The sequence below is a fragment of the Allobosea sp. 10N428 genome, assembly GCF_056394545.1.
Genome location: NZ_JBFTIC010000001.1, coordinates 73,916 through 90,646, shown reverse-complemented (window position 1 = coordinate 90,646; position 16,731 = coordinate 73,916). Strand labels below are relative to the sequence as shown.

The 16,731-nt window shown below is 66.2% G+C and carries 15 protein-coding genes; 10 read left to right on the top strand and 5 right to left on the bottom strand.

The window, feature by feature from the left end:
• The first annotated feature begins 139 nt into the window (after positions 1–139).
• The 3 genes from tpiA to AC1DDA_RS00430 all read left to right on the top strand — a co-directional run bounded on the left by tpiA (position 140) and on the right by AC1DDA_RS00430 (position 3,245).
• Positions 140–904, top strand: coding sequence for a triose-phosphate isomerase (gene tpiA / locus AC1DDA_RS00440; protein WP_476794186.1), 765 nt, complete (start codon positions 140–142; stop codon positions 902–904).
• Between the two features lie 152 nt (positions 905–1,056).
• Positions 1,057–1,464 carry a preprotein translocase subunit SecG gene (gene secG, locus AC1DDA_RS00435; RefSeq protein ID WP_441471045.1) on the top strand — a complete coding sequence of 136 codons (408 nt, stop codon included), beginning with the start codon at positions 1,057–1,059 and terminating at the stop codon, positions 1,462–1,464.
• Positions 1,465–1,616: 152 nt separating this feature from the next.
• Positions 1,617–3,245 (top strand): CTP synthase, encoded by a 1,629-nt coding sequence (locus AC1DDA_RS00430; RefSeq protein ID WP_441513291.1) that lies wholly within the window; start codon positions 1,617–1,619, stop codon positions 3,243–3,245.
• On the opposite strand, the gene AC1DDA_RS00425 is transcribed toward AC1DDA_RS00430, so the two are convergent.
• Positions 3,227–3,715, bottom strand: coding sequence for a GFA family protein (locus AC1DDA_RS00425; RefSeq protein ID WP_476795106.1), 489 nt, complete (start codon positions 3,713–3,715; stop codon positions 3,227–3,229). The genes AC1DDA_RS00430 and AC1DDA_RS00425 overlap by 19 nt on opposite strands.
• Positions 3,716–3,827: 112 nt before the next feature.
• On the opposite strand from AC1DDA_RS00425, the gene AC1DDA_RS00420 reads away from it, so the two are divergent.
• From AC1DDA_RS00420 to AC1DDA_RS00405, 4 genes are all read left to right on the top strand, one after another.
• Positions 3,828–4,229, top strand: a complete 402-nt coding sequence (locus AC1DDA_RS00420; protein WP_476794185.1) for a DUF350 domain-containing protein — start codon at positions 3,828–3,830, stop codon at positions 4,227–4,229.
• 7 nt (positions 4,230–4,236) lie between these two features.
• Complete coding sequence (locus tag AC1DDA_RS00415; protein WP_476794184.1) at positions 4,237–4,848, top strand: DUF1190 domain-containing protein; 612 nt, start codon at positions 4,237–4,239, stop codon at positions 4,846–4,848.
• A gap of 1 nt (position 4,849) precedes the next feature.
• Positions 4,850–6,019: a glutathionylspermidine synthase family protein gene (locus AC1DDA_RS00410; protein ID WP_476794183.1), complete on the top strand. Its 1,170-nt coding sequence runs from the start codon at positions 4,850–4,852 to the stop codon at positions 6,017–6,019.
• 74 nt (positions 6,020–6,093) lie between these two features.
• Complete coding sequence (locus AC1DDA_RS00405; protein WP_441513296.1) at positions 6,094–6,975, top strand: VOC family protein; 882 nt, start codon at positions 6,094–6,096, stop codon at positions 6,973–6,975.
• 51 nt (positions 6,976–7,026) lie between these two features.
• On the opposite strand, the gene mdoH is transcribed toward AC1DDA_RS00405, so the two are convergent.
• Positions 7,027–9,222, bottom strand: a complete 2,196-nt coding sequence (mdoH, locus tag AC1DDA_RS00400; RefSeq protein ID WP_476794182.1) for a glucans biosynthesis glucosyltransferase MdoH — start codon at positions 9,220–9,222, stop codon at positions 7,027–7,029.
• A complete protein-coding gene (locus tag AC1DDA_RS00395) occupies positions 9,198–10,745 on the bottom strand; it encodes an OpgD/OpgG family glucan biosynthesis protein (protein WP_441513298.1) in 1,548 nt (515 codons plus the stop codon). The genes mdoH and AC1DDA_RS00395 overlap by 25 nt, the downstream gene beginning before the upstream one ends.
• A 315-nt stretch (positions 10,746–11,060) precedes the next feature.
• On the opposite strand from AC1DDA_RS00395, the gene glmU reads away from it, so the two are divergent.
• Entirely contained in the window at positions 11,061–12,437 is a 1,377-nt protein-coding gene (gene glmU / locus AC1DDA_RS00390) for a bifunctional UDP-N-acetylglucosamine diphosphorylase/glucosamine-1-phosphate N-acetyltransferase GlmU (RefSeq protein WP_476794181.1), read from the top strand.
• 121 nt (positions 12,438–12,558) lie between these two features.
• Entirely contained in the window at positions 12,559–14,385 is a 1,827-nt protein-coding gene (gene glmS / locus AC1DDA_RS00385) for a glutamine--fructose-6-phosphate transaminase (isomerizing) (RefSeq protein WP_441513300.1), read from the top strand.
• Positions 14,386–14,428: 43 nt separating this feature from the next.
• Here the strand turns inward: glmS and AC1DDA_RS00380 are convergent, their stop codons facing one another.
• The gene (locus tag AC1DDA_RS00380) at positions 14,429–14,815 is read right to left on the bottom strand and encodes a YbaN family protein (RefSeq protein ID WP_441513301.1); all 387 of its coding nucleotides are present in this window, start codon (positions 14,813–14,815) and stop codon (positions 14,429–14,431) included.
• 218 nt (positions 14,816–15,033) lie between these two features.
• Between AC1DDA_RS00380 and AC1DDA_RS00375 the strand changes: the two genes are divergently transcribed.
• Positions 15,034–15,750 (top strand): DUF502 domain-containing protein, encoded by a 717-nt coding sequence (locus tag AC1DDA_RS00375; RefSeq protein ID WP_476794180.1) that lies wholly within the window; start codon positions 15,034–15,036, stop codon positions 15,748–15,750.
• On the opposite strand, the gene AC1DDA_RS00370 is transcribed toward AC1DDA_RS00375, so the two are convergent.
• Positions 15,740–16,573, bottom strand: coding sequence for an AraC family transcriptional regulator (locus AC1DDA_RS00370; protein WP_476794179.1), 834 nt, complete (start codon positions 16,571–16,573; stop codon positions 15,740–15,742). The two genes, AC1DDA_RS00375 and AC1DDA_RS00370, sit on opposite strands and share 11 nt — an antisense overlap.
• Positions 16,574–16,731: the final 158 nt, after the last annotated feature.

The window sequence follows — 16,731 nt, the reverse complement described above, 5'->3', positions numbered from 1 at the left end:
CGTCTGTTTCGGCGCTGCTTATAGGAACCGGCGGCGAAAGCCGCAATCGCCGTAGCGGAATCGTGTCGCGAGGTCGCATGCGATTGCGGCGGCGGGCGCGCGTTGCTAGAGCGCAGCGATCAATTTTCGGAGGAAAGACGTGACGCGCAGCATCAGGCCGCTGGTAGCCGGCAACTGGAAGATGAACGGCCTCAAGGCCGATCTCGCCATCGCAGCCGAAGTCGCGAGGGGCTACGACGCCGCGCTGAAGCAGGGTGTCGACATCGCCATCTGCCCGCCCGCCACGCTGCTGTTCACGACTTCGGCCACCCTGATCGGCACACGCATCGCCACGGGCGGGCAGGATTGCAGCACGCAAGGCTCCGGCGCCTTCACGGGTGAGCTTTCGGCCGCGATGCTGGCCGATGCCGGCGCGAGCTTTTGCATCGTCGGCCATTCCGAGCGCCGCACGCTCCATGGCGAGAGCAATGCGACGGTCAAGGCCAAGGCCGAGGCGGCGCAGAAGGCGCTGCTGGTGCCGATCGTCTGCGTCGGCGAGACCAAGGACGAACGCGAGGCCGGCAAGGCGCTCGCCATCGTCGAGGAGCAGCTGCGCGGCTCGATTCCGGAGGGGTCGACGGCGGGCACGCTCGTGGTCGCCTATGAGCCGGTCTGGGCCATCGGCACCGGCCTGACGCCGACGGCCGCCGACGTCGCCGAGATGCATGCTGCGATCCGCACAGAGCTCGGCCTCCTCATCGGCAAGGCCGCGGCGGCCGGCGTGCGGCTGCTCTATGGCGGCTCGGTCAAGCCTTCCAATGCGGCCGAACTGATGAACGTCGCCCATGTCGATGGCGCGCTCGTCGGCGGCGCAAGTCTGAAGGCCGAGGAATTCCTGGCGATCGCTCGCGCCTGCAACGGCTGAGCCGGAGCAGGGCGCCGGGCTGATCGGCCGTCACTGAGGGGTGGCGCTGTCGGCGCACGCATGTTATGTGCGCCGCCGAATTCGCCTCGACCTTTCGAGGAGGAGCGGGTGGCCCTTGCCGGCAGCCCGCGCCATATCCATTTCGTGAGACCATGCAGAACGTTCTCATCGTCATCCACCTGATCATCGTCGTCGCGCTCGTCGGCGTCGTGCTGCTGCAGCGCTCGGAGGGTGGCGGCCTCGGCATGGGCAGCGGCGGTGGCGGCGTCGGCGGCTTCATGACCGGCCGCGGCCAGGCCAATGCGCTGACGCGCGCAACGGCGATCCTCGCGGCTCTCTTCTTCCTGACCTCGATCGTGCTGGCCGTCATGGCCAATCGCGGCCGCGTCCAGCGCTCGATCATCGACGGCGCTCCGGCGACGACCGCGCCTGCGACCCCTGGCGCGCCTGCGGCTCCGAGCGCCCCGAATGCCGGCGTGCTCGACCAGCTCCGCCAGATGCAGAACCAAAGCCAGGGCGGCGCACAGCCGCCGACGCCGCCAGCGGCGCCGCAGCAGTAAGCAGGGCAGGGCCGGGAAACCGGCCCTTCTCTTTTGAGTTTGGAGGGGCCGGGCGACCGGCCTTCTCTTTTGTGGACAAGCGCTCAGGGCAAGGCGGGACTGCACTGAACGCGCTTAGCGAATCGAACCCGTGGCGATAGAGGTGAACTCCCATGACGCGGTATGTTTTCATCACCGGCGGCGTGGTGTCCTCGCTTGGCAAAGGCCTGGCGGCGGCGGCTCTCGCAGCCCTTCTGCAGGCTCGTGGCTATAAGGTCCGCCTGCGCAAGCTCGACCCCTACCTCAACGTCGATCCGGGCACGATGAGCCCGTATCAGCACGGCGAGGTCTTTGTCACCGACGACGGCGCCGAGACAGATCTCGACCTCGGCCATTACGAGCGCTTCACCGGCCGGCCCTGCAACAAGGGCGACAACATCACCACCGGCCGCATCTACATGGACATCCTGACCAAGGAGCGCCGGGGCGATTATCTCGGCGCGACGATCCAGGTCGTCCCGCATGTCACCAACGCCATCAAGGAATTCATCCTCGACGGCAACGAGGATTACGACTTCACGCTGGTCGAGATCGGCGGCACGGTCGGCGACATCGAGAGCCTGCCCTTCCTCGAAGCCATCCGTCAGACCAACCAGCAGTTGCCGCGCGGCCAGTGCATCTTCATCCACCTGACGCTGCTGCCCTACATTCCGACCGCTGGCGAACTGAAGACCAAGCCGACCCAGCACTCGGTCGCCGAGCTGCGCTCGATCGGCATTCAGCCCGACATCCTGCTTTGCCGCACCGACCGCGAGATCCCGCGCGAGGAGCGCCGCAAGCTCGCGCTGTTCTGCAATGTCCGCGAGACGGCCGTCATCGAGGCCCGTGACGTCGCCTCGATCTATGACGTGCCACTGTCCTACCATGCGGAAGGGCTCGACAACGAGGTGCTCGCCGCCTTCGGCCTCGATGCCTCGAGCGAGCCGGACGTCACCAACTGGAAGCGCATCTCCGAGCGCGTGAAGAACCCCGAGGGCGAGGTCACCATCGCCGTCGTCGGCAAATACACCGGCATGAAGGACGCCTATAAGTCTCTCATCGAGGCACTGACGCATGGCGGCATCGCCAACAATGTGAAGGTCAATCTCGACTGGATCGAATCCGAGGTCTTCGAGAAGGAGGACCCGGCGCCCTTCCTCGAGCATGTCCACGGCATCCTGGTGCCGGGCGGCTTCGGCCATCGCGGCGCCGAGGGCAAGATCAAGGCGGCGACTTTCGCCCGCAATCGCAAGGTGCCGTATTTCGGCATCTGCTTTGGCATGCAGATGGCGGTGATCGAAGCGGCGCGCTCGCTTGCTGGCATCGACAACGCCAACTCGACCGAATTCGGCCCGACCCAGGAGCCGGTCGTCGGCCTGATGACGGAGTGGATGCGCGGCAACGAGCTGGAGCAGCGCGCCGCCGACGGCAATCTCGGTGGCACGATGCGGCTCGGCGCCTATGCCTCGACGCTCGCCGCGGGCTCGAAGATCGCCGAGATCTACGGCTCGACCGAAATTTCCGAGCGCCATCGCCACCGCTACGAGGTCAATATGGGCTATCGCGAGCGGCTGGAGGCGAAGGGCATGCGCTTCGCCGGCCTGTCGCCGGACGGGCTGCTGCCCGAAACGGTCGAGTATCCCGACCATCCCTGGTTCATTGGCGTGCAGTACCACCCCGAGCTGAAGTCTCGCCCCTTCGAGCCGCACCCGCTCTTTGCGAGCTTCATCGAGGCGGCCAAGGCTCAGAGCCGGCTGGTCTGATCCGTTCTAGCCCGAAAGGCGGCAGCTAGGGCGCAAGGTGTGTCGGCAAAGAGCCGACACCGCTGTCCGCAAGGGCACGTGGCGATCTGCTTTTCCGGAATCACCGTCGCCCCAGGGTGACGGTGCTGCTCGACGAAGACCCGCCGCGGGGCCGGGAATTCGGGGTCGGCGAACGCTACGACCGCCACCACTCTCAACTCCGGCCTTCGCGACGGCTCCCAGAAGACCGTGCTCCCGCAGCGCGGACAGAAATGGTTCGGGACGCGAAGGCCGCTATCGGCTGGCCGGTTATAATCGGCATGGGCGCCTGAAGTGACGATGGCCTCGCGAGCAAAAAATGCCGCGACCCCGTAGGCGCTGCCTGTTCGCATCTGGCACTCGCGGCAATGACAGAGCGCGACGATGGCCGGTTCTCCCTGACAAGCGACGCGCAACTGGCCGCAACTGCAGTGCCTCTCCCGGATCGCCATGCGGTTCATCCTCCCTCCGAATGACGGCTGACGCAGTCTTTCGGATAGTGTTGGTGGTGCGCGGCAACCGCAGGTATATAGTGGCCATCGGACGGGCATCGGGCGGGGTGGCATGACGATCTCCATGGCGGGCCTGCCCGCGTTCCTCCTCTATTTCGCCGTTGGCGCGGCGCTGATCGCCGCCTTCGCGGGGCTCTATCTGCGCATGACGCCGCATGACGAGATCGCCCTGATCCGTGATGGCAATCTCTCGGCGGCAGTTGCGCTCGGCGGCAACGTCGTCGGCTTCTCCTTGCCGCTGGAGCAGGCAATCTCCCAGGCGAGCAGCATTCCCGACTGCATCCTCTGGGCGGTGGCGGCGATGGTCATCCAGTTCGCGGCCTATGGTCTCGCGCGCCTCCTGATCCCCGAGCTGTCGCGGAAGATCGAGGAGGACGGGTTGCCGTCGGCCGTGATGCTCGCGGTCATCGCCGTGGCGTCCGGAACGCTGGCCGCGGCCAGCATGACGGAATGAGGCGGCCATGAAGCGCTCGTCCCAAATCGGGCTCGCTGCTGCCGGTGTCCTCCTCGTCGCCACCGTCTGGTCGATGACAGGGGACGAGAGCGAGGAGAACCTCGTCTACAACAATTTGAGCGACTGCCGCGCGAGCGGTCAACTCAGCGCCCAGCAATGCGAAACGGCCTTCGCCGAAGCGACGGCCACGCAGCTCAAGGATGCGCCGAAGTTCCGCAATCAGAACGAATGCGAGGCGCAATACGGCGCCAATGGCTGCAGCTCGGCAAGTATCGGCGGGGCGCAGTATTTCATCCCCGCCCTCGCCGGCTTCATGCTGGCGCGCGGCCTGGCCGGCGCGCAACCGCTGCTGCCGCCCACCACCGCAGCTTGCCCGCCGGGATCGCCGCTGCCGGAATGCCAGCAAGCGCGCAGCGGCAGCTCGTCATCGGGCTCCTCCGGCGGGAGCAGTTCGTCCAGCAGCAGCCGTTCGCGGGCCTATTCGACGACAAGCGGACGCGGCGTCACCGCAGCCTTTGCGACGGGTGCGCGGAGTGGCAGCGCCGCAACGACCAGCGTCTCCTCCCGCGGCGGCTTCGGTTCGATCGCGCGCTCCTATTCCTCGCATTCCTCGTCCTGAGATGCGCCGCGTCACCCTCCCGCCACGGCCGGACTGGACCGACCAGGTCGAGCGTCTGGGGTTCGCCTTCCACACCATCGACGGCGAGACCTATTGGGACGAAAGCGCTGCCTACGCCTTTAGGCTCGACGAGATCGAGCGGGACATCGAGGCGCCGACCGAAGCGATTGAGCAGCTGTGCTTCGCCTTCATCGAGAAGGCATTGGCGAGCGAGGAAATCCTGGGCCGCCTCGCTATCCCAGCCGAGCATTGGGACTATATCCGCCGGAGCTGGCAGCGCGGCGAGCGCAATCTCTATGGCCGGCTCGACCTCGCCTATGACGGGCATGGGCCTGCCAAGCTGCTCGAATACAACGCCGATACGCCGACGGCTCTGTTCGAATCGAGCGTCGTGCAATGGGATTGGCTGGAGCAGGCTATGGGGCGCGGCGCGATCCCGAAGGGCTCCGACCAGTTCAATTCGCTGCACGAGCGCCTGATCGCCGCCTTCGCCGCGTTGCGCGAGCCTTCGCGCTATCGCCTGCATTTGACCTGCGTGCAGGGCAGTGCCGAGGACAAGGGCACGGTCGACTACCTGACTGACTGCGCCGTCCAGGCCGGTCTCGATGCGCGCTTCACCTATATCGAGGAGATCGGCCTGCTCTCGGATGGGCGTTTCTGCGACGGCGCCAACCAGCCGATCGAGACGCTGTTCAAGCTCTATCCCTGGGAATGGCTGTTTCGCGAGAGCTACGGCGGGGCGCTCGCCGGGTCGCAATGTCAATTCGTCGAGCCGCCCTGGAAGGCGCTGCTCTCCAACAAGGGGCTGCTCGCCTGTCTCTGGGAGATGGAGCCCGGCCATCCCAATTTGCTCCCGGCCTTCTTCGAGGGCGATCCGCGCTGTGCGACGCTGTCGGCGCGCCGCGTGCGCAAGCCGCTCTATTCGCGCGAGGGCGCCAACATCACGCTGATGGAACGCGACCGGGTGCTCGACAGCGATGACGGCCCCTATGGCGCGGAGGGTCATATCCTGCAGGATGCGGCGAGCAACCTGTTCTCGGCCGACGGAAACTACGCCGTTCTCGGCTCCTGGCTCGTCGCCTCGCAGCCCTGCGGGCTTTGCCTGCGCGAGGATGCCTCGCCGATCACCAGGAATACCTCGCGCTTCCTGCCGCACTTCATCGAGCCATAAGCGCGGCAGGCACATGACCGCGCCGTGAAGTGTTGCTAGCCTTGGGTTCCTGACGCCTGTCGAAAGAGCCTGCCATGCCTGCCACAGCCTCCACGCCCCGCGGCCTCGACCATCTCGTCATCGGCGTGCGCGATCTCGATGCCGCATGGCGCTTCTACGAGAAGCTCGGCTTCCGCGTCGGTACCCGCAATCGCCACCCTTGGGGCACCGAGAACCGAATCGTGCAGTTCCCGGGCTCGTTCCTTGAACTCGTCACTATCGCCGACCAGAGCGCGATCCCGCCGCATGGCGAACGCCGCTTCTCCTTCGGCGCCTTCGTTCGCGATGCGCTGGCCGGGCAGGGGGAGGGGCTCTCGATGCTGGTGCTGGAAAGCACCAATGCCAAGGCCGACGCGGCCACGTTCCAGGCTGCCGGAATCGGAGATTTCGAGCCTTTCTTCTTCGAGCGTCAGGGCACGCGGCCGGACGGTTCCACTGTGCGGGTCGCCTTCGAACTCGCCTTTGCAGCCGATTCCCGCGCGCCTGAATGCGGCTTCTTCGTCTGTCAGCAGCTCGAGCCGCAGAACTTCTGGAATCCGGATTTCCAGCAACATGAGAATGGCGCGACAGCTCTGACCTCGGCCGTGATCGTCGCTGAGGAACCGGCGCTGCACCGGGCCTTCCTCACCACCTTCAGTGGTGGCGCCGAGGTGCTGGAAGGCAATGAGGACTATGTTCTCGCTCTGCCGCGCGGCCGCATCGACGTGCTCGATCCCGAAGCTGCCCTTGGCGCCTATCAGGTCGAGCCGGACACCACGCCGGCCCGGTTCCTCGGTTTCTGCGTCGCGGTGCCGAGCCTCGATGCGATGGCGGAGCGCCTGACCGCGGCCGAGATTCCCTTCGTGCAGAACGAGGAACGGCTCTTCGTCCAGGCAGAGGATGCCATGGGCTGCATGATCGCCTTCGAGCAGATCTGAGCCTGCCGCCACGCCGCCGGACGTCAGCCCCTTCACGCGATAGGGGCTGACTCAGCTCTTGACCTCGACCGGCGGCAGCGAGGCCAGGAGCCCGATCAGCGCGCGATCGTGCAACACGACCATGCGCTCCTTCGGTTTGAGCCAGATCGCCGCATCGTCGACCGTCTCGGCATCGACGAGCTTGGCCTGGGCGACGGCACGGTCCGGCTCGATCTCGCCGCGCCGGCGTGACTGGCCATAGGGCAGCATCAGCTCATGGGCGTGACGCAGCTCGGCATCGGCGTGAAGCGCCTTGATGCCATCGGCATCGTCGAAGCCGGCCTTCTCGAACTCGGCCTGCAATTCGTTGGCGCGCAGCGCGATGGCCGGAGGAGCGCCTTCCTCCGGCGTCATCAGCAGCTTGTGGCGCTTGAGCCATAGGCCGATCGCGAGCTGGCCAGAGGCCCAGGACAGCGGAATCGCCAGCACGAGGCCGACGATCGTCGGCGACATCCAGGCGAAGAGCGAGGTCGCGATCATGAACGCCGACAGGCCTGTCACGACGCCGAGCACCGTATGGGTGCGGTGGCGGCGGATGATGTCCTTCAGCGGAATCGAGCCGTCGTCGCGGCGCTGCGGATTCCAGCCCGTGTCGCGGCCGAGCAGGATCTGGAAGACCGAGCCGGACTGGATCAGCATCATGATCGGCGCGAAGAAGGCGGAGAACAGCACCTCGATCAGGGCGGAGACCACGAGGCGGATTGCGCCGCCGCCGGCACGCCGCAGCTTGTTGTTGAACAGCGTCAGCAGCAGGCCGAACAGCTTCGGCGCCAGCAGGATCGCCATGGTCAGCGCGAACAGGCGCAAGGCGCGTTCGGGGTCGAACCGCGGCCAGACCGGGAAGAGCGTGAATTCCTGCGTGAAGTACTCGGGCCTAGCGTAGTTGACCTGCAACACGATCAGGATACCAACGACCAACTGCATCAGCCAGAGCGGCGAGGCGAGATAGCCCATGATGCCGGTGGCGAAATGCTGGCGCGTCGGTGCCACGAAGCCCTTCGCACCCATGATCCGCGAATGCTGAAGGTTGCCCTGGCACCAGCGGCGGTCGCGGACGGAGATGTCGATCAGCGAGGGCGGGCTTTCCTCGTAAGACCCCGTCAGGTCCGGCAGCATGTAGACAGACCAGCCGGCCCGGCGGATCAGCGCCGCCTCGACGAAGTCATGGCTCAGCACATGGCCGCCGAAGGGCGGCTTGCCCTTGAGATCGGGCAGGCCGCAATGGTCGGCGAAGGCCTTCGTCCGGATAATGGCGTTATGGCCCCAGTAATTGCCGTCGCGTCCGGACCACATGGCGAGGCCGGTGGCGATGACGGGGCCATAGACACGCGCCGCGAACTGCTGCAGCCGCGCGAAGAAGGTGTTGCGGTTGATGATCAGCGGCAGCGACTGGATGATGCCGGCGTCGGGGTCGGCCTCCATCGCGGCGGCAAGCCGCACGATGCAGGTGCCGGTCATCAGACTGTCGGCATCGAGCACGACCATGTGCTCGTAGAGGCCGCCCCAGCGCGTCACGAAATCCGCGATGTTGCCGGCCTTACGGTGATGGTTCTTCGGGCGGTGGCGGTAATAGATGCGGGAATTGGGCCCGATCCGCTCACGCAATGCCAGGAAGGCGCGCTCCTCGGCCACCCAGACATCCGGATTGGTCGTGTCGGAGACGATGAAGTAGTCGAAATGGTCGCCGAGCCCGGTGGCCTCGACCGACTCGCGGATGGCGGCCACCGCCGCGAAGATGCGTGCGGATGATTCGTTGTAGATCGGCATCACCACCACGGTGCGATGCTTCAGGCTGTCCGCCCGCTCCGCACGACCGGCGCCGAAGAGCACGCCGAAGAAGCCGAGCAGGGCGCTGGTGAAGGCGAGGGCGATCCAGGAAAAGTTGATCGTGAACAGCACGAGCAAGGCGTACTGCAACGACGTCGTGCGGCTGACCGACACGACGTTGTACATTTCCCAGGCGCCATAGGCCGTGAGCGCGAAGCCGCCGCCGAAGACGAACAGGCGCTTCAGCCAGGGCGTCTTCCAGTTGGCCGGCGCCGCGGGCTTGCGCCGTTCGGAGGCGCTCCAGCTCCGGAAGGACTGAACCGGCATGATCAGCCGGTCTTCGGGCGGAGTGGCAGGTTCGCGGGCGGGGTTGAAGCTGCGCGCCTCGGTTTCCGCGATCTCCTGGCGGGGCGCGGTTACCACGTCCATCGGTTCAACCATGTTTCCGAGACGGGCTGGCCGCCGGATTGCAGGACGAGCCTGAGCTCGGAGAGCGCTTCGGTGCCCGGATCGACCTCGAACCCGACGCGCATCATCTTGCGCTCAGGATAGGGCCAGAGCCGGACGCCATGCACCGCGCCGGGCTGCGCGGTCACGGTTGCCCGCGTCGAGGCGATCAATCCGGCATCGCCGAGCTTGTCGCCGGCGAATTCGACGATGAAGCGGCGGCGGCGACCCTGCGAGCCCTTGCCCTGCCGGGTGCGGGTCGCGATCGCCAGCGGCGGCCGGTCGGGCGGCTGCCAGCACCAGGCCTGTCGATAGCTGATCGAGGTTTCGCTGCCGGCAGCCAGCGGCTGCTTGGGCCGCCAGTACATGATGATGTTCTTGTTCAGCTCGGAGTCGCTGGGGATCTCGATCAGCTGGACGGAGCCCGCGCCCCAGTCGCCGAGAGGTTCGTTCCAGACGCTGGGCCTGAGCTCGAAGCGCTGGTCGTCGTCCTGGAACGCGGTGGGATCCCGCTCGCGCTGCACCAGGCCGAAGCCCTTGGGGTTTTCGTCCACAAAGGAAGAGACCTGCAATGTCGCGGGGTTGCTCACCGGCCGGTAGATCCATTCACCGCCGCCCGACTGCATCTGAACGCCGGAAACCTCGCCGATCGACGGCCTGAGGTCGTCGAAAGTGCGCCGGCTTTGCGGGCCGGAGAGGAAAGTCGCGCTCGTGCAGCCGAAGCCGACATGCTCCAGCGCCTGCCGGGCGAACAGGGTCATCTCGACATCGATGAAGGTCACGTCGCCCGGGCGCAGCGTCATCCGCGCCGCGCCGGTCACGCTCTCCGAATCGAGCAGTCCGTGGATCACCAGCGAGCCGGTGGCCGGGCTCGGCCGCTCGATCCAGAAGGCGCGGAAGAAGGGCAACTCCTCGCCGCGCTGCTCGCCCGGCCGCAGGATGAGCGCGCGCGACATCGCGCCGAAATTCTGGCCACGGGCGAGCGCTCTGAAGAAGGTGGCGCCCTGGAAGATCGCGACCTCGAACGGCCGCTCGAGCCCGGCGGCGATCCGCATGCCGGAGAATTGCAAATCGGCATTGGCCGGGGGAGGCGTGACGCGGCCATAGTCGAACTTGGCGCGATCGAAGCCGACGCGGCGCACGGTGCCGTCCTCGACCGTGAACAGGCTGACGGGGTTGGAGAACACAAAGCCGCGATGCAGCGGCTCGACGGTGAAGCCGCGATTCTCACCGGCCCAGATCGTCGCCTCGGGACGCGTCCGAATCCCGGCGAACTGGTCGGCCGGAAGCGTCGCATAACCTTCGGGCAGGTCGGACGCTCCAAGCGGGATCAACGGACGCTGTGCCAAGGTGCGGGCGGCATCGACCACCAGGGCCGGGTCGAAACGCTGTCCATCGGCGAGAGCGGGAATGTTAAGGGCGGCCGCGCCTGCCGGCGTCTGGGCCGCAGCCGGCGCGGCGAGAGACAGCAGGGCCGCCCCACCRGCCGCGCCCTCCAGAAACTGTCTGCGATTCAAGGGATTCGACATCTTTTCCAAACTGCGCGGACGACGCCCTCGTCCTCCGCGCTTCTAGATCATTTCCAGTTCGGCTGAAAAGCGGTTCCGATCAGGAAATTAGTGATGATCGCACCCGCTGGAGAGGGTATCCCAGACCGACTTGTAACGGCGGATGAACGGCGGCCGTCTTCGGGACGCCCTCATTTTGCCATTTCGACTTTGGCAAAAGCCGCAGGGATCGGCTATCCACGCCGCCTGCAACGCCAGCATGCGCGAAAGCGACCGTGAGGAGCGGGCAGAAATCCAGTCATGCCCGCAGGGGAAACGACAAAGATGACCGAAATACAGCCGGCTCGCTCTTGCCTTGCGATCGTTCTGGCGGCCGGCGAAGGCACCCGCATGCAATCGCGCACCCCGAAGGTGCTTCATCCCGTTGCCGGTCTTTCCATGCTGGGCCATGTCCTGTCCTCGGTCTCGCAGGCCGGCGCGGACGCCGTTGCCGTCGTGATCTCATCCGAGCGTCCCGAGGTCGGCGAGGAGGCTTTGAAGCTCCTTCCCGCGGCGCGGATCGCGACGCAGCACGAGCGGCGCGGAACCGCCCACGCCGTGCTGGCGGCCAAGGAAGCCTTGAAGGACGGCCACGGAGAAATCCTGGTGGCCTTCGCCGACACGCCGCTCGTCCGGCCGGAAACCTTCCTGGCGCTGCGCGGGGCGCTGGCCGGCGGAGCGGCGGTCGCCGTCCTCGGTTTCGAGGCACGCGACCCGGCCGGCTACGGCCGGCTCGTCGAGCATGATGGCCACCTCGAGGCGATCGTCGAGCACAAGGATGCGACATCGGCGCAGCGGAAGATCAAACTGTGCAACGCCGGCCTCATGGCGCTCGCCGGCGAGCACGCCCTGGCGATTCTCGAAGCGATCGACGACGAAAACGGCCAGCGGGAATTCTACCTGACGGACGCGGTCGCAATCGCGCGGTCGCGCGGGTTGGACGCCGTCGTCCTGAGGGCACCGGAAAGCGAAGTCCAGGGTGTCAACGACCGGGCGCAACTGGCTGCGGCGGAAGCGGAATTCCAGCGGCGCACGCGCAACGCGGTCATGCTCGGCGGAGCGACGCTGATCGCCCCGGAAACGGTCTTCTTCAGCTTCGATACCGAGATCGGCCGCGACGTCGTGATCGAGCCCAATGTGATCTTCGGACCGGGAGTGCGCATCGCCGACGCTGCCTTGATCCACGCCTTCTCGTATCTCGAAGGCGCTTCCATAGGCCAGGGGGCGAATGTCGGCCCCTTCGCCCGGCTGCGGCCGGGCGCGAGGCTTGCCGAGAGGTCGAAGGTCGGCAACTTCGTCGAGGTGAAGGCGTCGGATATCGGCCCGGGCGCCAAGGTCAACCATCTGACTTATATCGGGGATGCGACGATCGGCGCAGCCGCCAACATCGGCGCCGGCGCGATCACCTGCAACTATGACGGCTTCGCCAAATCGAAGACGACGATCGGCGCGAATGCCTTTATCGGCTCGAACTCCTCGCTGGTTGCGCCGGTGGCGATCGGCGAGGGTGCCTATATCGGCTCCGGCTCGGTCATCACCAGAGACGTTGCCCCGGATGCGCTGGCCATCGGCCGCGGCCGGCAGGTCGAGAAAGAGGGCTGGGCGAAAACGTTCCGCGCGGAAGCAATGGCGCGGAAAGCTGCCAAGAAGGCCGCGGAATAGTCGGAATTCCGAGAGAAGCTGGCGAACGGCCGTTCACAGTTCGTCATTTAGATTGATTGGGCAACCGCTTCTTCTGCAGCTAAGCGGTATCGCCAGCAGTAACAATTCGAAGGGTTCGCCCATGTGCGGCATCGTCGGGATTTTGGGCAAGGAAGCGGTAGCGACGCAGATCGTCGAGGCGCTGCGGCGACTCGAATATCGCGGCTATGATTCCGCGGGTGTCGCGACGCTGGAAGCCGGTCAGCTCGCCCGTCGCCGCGCCGAGGGCAAGCTCAGGAATCTCGAGGTCCGCCTGTCGACCGAGCCGCTCGACGGGTTGATCGGCATCGGTCACACCCGCTGGGCCACCCATGGCAAGCCCAACGAGACCAACGCCCATCCGCACGCTACAGCGAAGCTCGCCGTCGTCCATAACGGCATCATCGAGAACTTCCGCGAGCTGCGCGCCGCGCTGCAGGCCGACGGCTACGTCTTCGAGACGGAGACCGACAGCGAGATCGTCGCCCATCTCGTGACCCGCGAGCTCGATCGCGGCAAGTCTCCGGCCGATGCGGTCCGCGCGAGCCTGCCGCTCCTGCACGGGGCCTTCGCGCTCGCCTTCCTGTTCCACGGCCAGGAAGATCTGCTGATCGGCGCCCGCAAGGGCTCGCCGCTCGCGGTCGGCATCGGCGACGGCGAGATGTATCTGGGCTCCGACGCGCTGGCGCTGGCGCCCTTCACCAATCTGATCGCCTATCTGGAGGAGGGCGACTGGGTCGTGCTCAACCGCCGCGGCGCAACCTTCTACGACAAGACCGGAGCGGAGGTGGAACGCCGCGCCCAGCGCGTCGCGGCCGGAGCCTTCCTGGTCGAGAAGGGCAATCACCGCCATTTCATGGCGAAGGAGATCTACGAGCAGCCGGAGGTCATTGGCCATACGCTGACGCAGTATCTCGACATGGCCAATGGCGCGGTGCGCCTGCCCTTCGGCGACAAGATCGACTGGAAGGGCCTCTCGCGCCTGACCATCAGCGCCTGCGGCACCTCCTATTATGCCGGCCTCATCGCGAAATATTGGTTCGAGAAGCTCGCCCGCCTGCCGGTCGAGATCGATGTCGCGTCTGAGTTCCGCTACCGCGAGGCGCCGCTGCCGGAGCACGGCCTCGCGCTCTTCATCTCGCAGTCCGGCGAAACCGCCGACACGCTGGCCGGGCTGCGCTACGCCCGCCAGAACGGGCAGGCCATCCTCTCGGTCGTCAACGTGCCGACCTCGACCATCGCGCGCGAGAGCGATGCGGTCGCGCAGACGCTCGCCGGCCCCGAGATCGGCGTCGCCTCGACCAAAGCCTTCGTCTGCCAGCTCGCGGTTTTCGCCTCGCTCGCGCTCGCTGCCGCTCGTGCCCGCGGCACGCTCTCGGCCGAGGAGGAGGCCGGCCATGTGCAGCACCTGATCGCGCTGCCCGGTCTGATCGCCAAGGCGCTGGAGCTGGAGCCCGAGATCGAGAAGCTCGCGCGCGAGCTCTCCAAGTCCAAGGACGTGCTCTATCTCGGCCGCGGCACCAGCTTCCCGCTCGCGCTTGAGGGAGCCCTGAAACTGAAGGAAATCAGCTATATCCACGCGGAAGGTTATCCCGCAGGTGAGCTGAAGCATGGGCCTATCGCGCTGATCGACGAGGACATGCCGGTCATCGTCGTCGCGCCGCATGACGCTCTCTACGAGAAGACCGCCTCGAACATGCAGGAGGTCGCGGCGCGCGGCGGCCGCATCATCCTGATTACCGACGCAAAGGGCGCCGCCGAATGCGGCATCGAGCCCGAGGCGACGATCATCATGCCCGATATGGATCCGACCTTCGCGCCGATCGTCTACGCCCTGCCGATCCAGATGATCGCCTATCAGACGGCCGTCTTCATGGGCAAGGACGTCGATCAGCCCCGCAATCTGGCGAAGTCCGTCACGGTGGAGTGACGTGGAGGGTGCGGCGCATGCCGCATCCTGCCAGCGCCGGGTATCAATGGTCGGGGCGGGTCGAGACGTAGAGGCCCGCACCGATCAGGCAAATCGCCGTCGTCGCCAGCGCGATCGGCGGCGCGCTTGTTTGCGTCAGCAGCACGAAGCTCAGCACCATCGATCCACAGGCGGCATATTTCGCCCGCCGGGCGATGGCGCCGGTCTCTCGCCAGCGCTTGACGTGCGGGCCGAGCTTCGGATGACCTATCAGCCAGGTCTCGAACCGCGGCGAAGAGCGCGAGAAGCACCAGGCCGCGAGAATCAGGAAAACGGTGCCGGGCATAACCGGCAGCATCAGCCCGACGATACCGAGCGCCGTGAAGACCCAGCCGGCCGCAAACAGAAGCGGCCGCGGCCAGCGGCTTTGCGGCTGATCGTCGTCGCTCACGACCTCGTCCTTGCTGGCATGAAGCGCGGGGCTAGAGCATTTCCGCGTTTCTCCGAATCGCGGAAATGGTCTATCTCTTTGTTTTGGCGCATTTTCTTTACGCGAACCGCTCGAAAATTCTCTAGCGGATAGCTCCGCCTCGCTTATCTTGTCATATCGCGGCGCGAGACTGCGTCTGCAAGCAGGCTGGAGGCCGCGCCGGTGCCCAGGGGAGAGAGATGACCGCCGGCCCTTCCGATCCCCGCCTCATTCTTCCGACGGAAATCCTGCGCCCGACCTGGGGCGCGCGGCTGCGCCGCTATTTCCTGACCGGCCTCGTCATCGCCGCGCCGCTCGCCATCACCGCTTCGGTGACGTGGTGGTTCATCAATTTCATTGACGGGCTGGTGAAGCCGCTCATTCCGAACTCATACTTGCCCGACGCCTATCTGCCTTATCCGATACCCGGTTTCGGCCTCGTTATCGCGCTGGTCGGGCTGACGCTGCTCGGCTTCCTCACCGCCAATCTCGTCGGCCGCTCGCTCATCCGCGCCGGCGAGGCGATCCTCGACCGCATGCCGGTGGTGCGCAGCCTCTACAAGGGCGTGAAGCAGGTTTTCGAGACGATCTTCTCGCAGTCGGGCACCTCCTTCCGCAAGGTGGGGATGGTGCAGTTTCCGCAGCCCGGCATGTGGTCGATCGTCTTCATCGCGCAGGAGGCCGCGCCCGACATCGCCGGGCGCCTGCCGGATGGCGAGGAACAGATCGGCGTCTTCCTGCCCTGCACGCCGAACCCGACCACGGGCTTTTTCTTCTACCTGCCCCGGCGCGAGGTGGTGGAGCTCTCGATCTCGGTCGAGGACGGCGCCAAGCTCATCATGTCCGCCGGGCTGATCCAGCCCGGCGAGCAGAACGGCAAGCCGAAGATCGAAACGAAACCTCCGGTCACCGCTTGAGCGGCACCCAGATCTCGACGGTGCCGTTTCCGGTCGCGCCGTCGAAGCGCTCATCCATCACCTCGAGAGTGACGCCCATCGCCGGCTCTCGCCCCGATTTCGGGAACCAGTCGCGCCAGATCGCCTCATAGGTCTGCTTGATGCCGGTGATATGGCCGCGATGCTCGAAGACGGCGCAGAGCTGCTCCGGCACGCTGAGCCGAACGAACTCGTCCGGAAGTCCGCCGAAGGAGGAGACCTCGGCCCCCGCGATGTAGTCGAAGGCGCCGTTGTCATCGCAGTTATAGCTCGCGCCATAGGCGACATAGCCGCGCTGGCCGGGGATATGGCCGAAATGCGGGGCGATCTTCTGCCAGAGCAGCGGGATGCCTTGCGTCTTGTCCATCGAGAAATGGCCGCTGAACCCGGCGATCAGCATAGGTCTGCCGGTGGCGATGCGCGGTTCGGCGATGGGGGCAGGGGTGATGTCATGCATGTTCAACGACTCCACGAGAGCGAGCGATGAGAGGTCGCGCCGGGCGCGCAGCTCTTCCGGCGTGATGCCGAACTGCTCACGAAAGGCGCGGGTGAAGGCTTCGTGGGAGCCATAGCCCCAGTCGAGCGCGACCGTGAGGATATCGGGCGCGCCACCGGCGAGCTGGCGTGCCGCCTCCGACAGTCGGCGCTCGCGCACATAGCGCATCACCGAGCGGCCGGTCGCCACGCCGAAGGCGCGGCTGAGATGGAAGCGCGAGACGCCGCTGACCTCAGCGATCTCGTCGAGCGTGAGCTCGGCGGTAAAGCGGCTCTCGATGCACCAGATGGCTGCCTTGACCGGGTCCATGTTCTCTCCACGCAGCGCCGACACCATGGCGCAGGCAAGACGGCCGCGCTTGATCAGGATTGCGGTGGGACCACGCCGTCATTCTCGGGCGAAGCGAAGCGCTGACCCGAGAATCTCTTTCAGAAGGAGGCTCCCGGGCCTCCGCGTCAGGAGATGCT

Excerpts from the sequence above, each read along its gene's own strand:
- AC1DDA_RS00420 (WP_476794185.1), top strand. The coding sequence starts at position 3,828 with ATGACGATCTCCATGGCGGGCCTGCCCGCGTTCCTCCTCTATTTCGCC.
- AC1DDA_RS00425 (WP_476795106.1), bottom strand. The coding sequence starts at position 3,715 with ATGGCGATCCGGGAGAGGCACTGCAGTTGCGGCCAGTTGCGCGTCGCT.
- AC1DDA_RS00415 (WP_476794184.1), top strand. The coding sequence starts at position 4,237 with ATGAAGCGCTCGTCCCAAATCGGGCTCGCTGCTGCCGGTGTCCTCCTC.
- AC1DDA_RS00430 (WP_441513291.1), top strand. The coding sequence starts at position 1,617 with ATGACGCGGTATGTTTTCATCACCGGCGGCGTGGTGTCCTCGCTTGGC.
- AC1DDA_RS00410 (WP_476794183.1), top strand. The coding sequence starts at position 4,850 with ATGCGCCGCGTCACCCTCCCGCCACGGCCGGACTGGACCGACCAGGTC.
- AC1DDA_RS00375 (WP_476794180.1), top strand. The coding sequence starts at position 15,034 with ATGACCGCCGGCCCTTCCGATCCCCGCCTCATTCTTCCGACGGAAATC.
- mdoH (WP_476794182.1), bottom strand. The coding sequence starts at position 9,222 with ATGGTTGAACCGATGGACGTGGTAACCGCGCCCCGCCAGGAGATCGCG.
- glmS (WP_441513300.1), top strand. The coding sequence starts at position 12,559 with ATGTGCGGCATCGTCGGGATTTTGGGCAAGGAAGCGGTAGCGACGCAG.
- glmU (WP_476794181.1), top strand. The coding sequence starts at position 11,061 with ATGACCGAAATACAGCCGGCTCGCTCTTGCCTTGCGATCGTTCTGGCG.
- AC1DDA_RS00370 (WP_476794179.1), bottom strand. The coding sequence starts at position 16,573 with ATGGACCCGGTCAAGGCAGCCATCTGGTGCATCGAGAGCCGCTTTACC.
- secG (WP_441471045.1), top strand. The coding sequence starts at position 1,057 with ATGCAGAACGTTCTCATCGTCATCCACCTGATCATCGTCGTCGCGCTC.
- AC1DDA_RS00405 (WP_441513296.1), top strand. The coding sequence starts at position 6,094 with ATGCCTGCCACAGCCTCCACGCCCCGCGGCCTCGACCATCTCGTCATC.